We start from the raw sequence: 332 nt of genomic DNA on the forward strand, positions 1-332 counted from the left end.
CGCGAGGTTTCCTTGTACTTGTCGTGCATGTCGGCGCCGGTGTCGCGCATGGTGCGAATCACCCGGTCCAGCGAGATGTGGTGCTCGCCGTCGCCGCGCAGGGCCATCTGCGCCGCGTTGATCGCCTTCACCGCGGCGATCGCGTTGCGCTCGATGCACGGCACCTGCACCAGCCCGCCGACCGGGTCGCAGGTCAGCCCCAGGTTGTGTTCCAGGCCGATCTCGGCGGCGTTTTCCAGTTGCTCGGGGCTGGCGCCGAGCACTTCGGCCAAACCCGCCGCGGCCATGGCGCAGGCCGAGCCCACCTCGCCCTGGCAGCCGACTTCGGCGCC

At 70.5% G+C, this 332-nt stretch carries 1 protein-coding gene; it reads right to left on the reverse strand.

Features of this window, described 5'->3' with window-relative positions:
• A partial coding sequence (locus EA796_RS22990; RefSeq protein ID WP_178082602.1) for an L-serine ammonia-lyase, iron-sulfur-dependent, subunit alpha occupies positions 1-332 on the reverse strand: 332 nt, incomplete at both ends.

Source organism: Pseudomonas sp. AOB-7 (genome assembly GCF_003696305.1).
In the GTDB taxonomy this organism is placed as follows: Bacteria; Pseudomonadota; Gammaproteobacteria; order Pseudomonadales; family Pseudomonadaceae; genus Aquipseudomonas.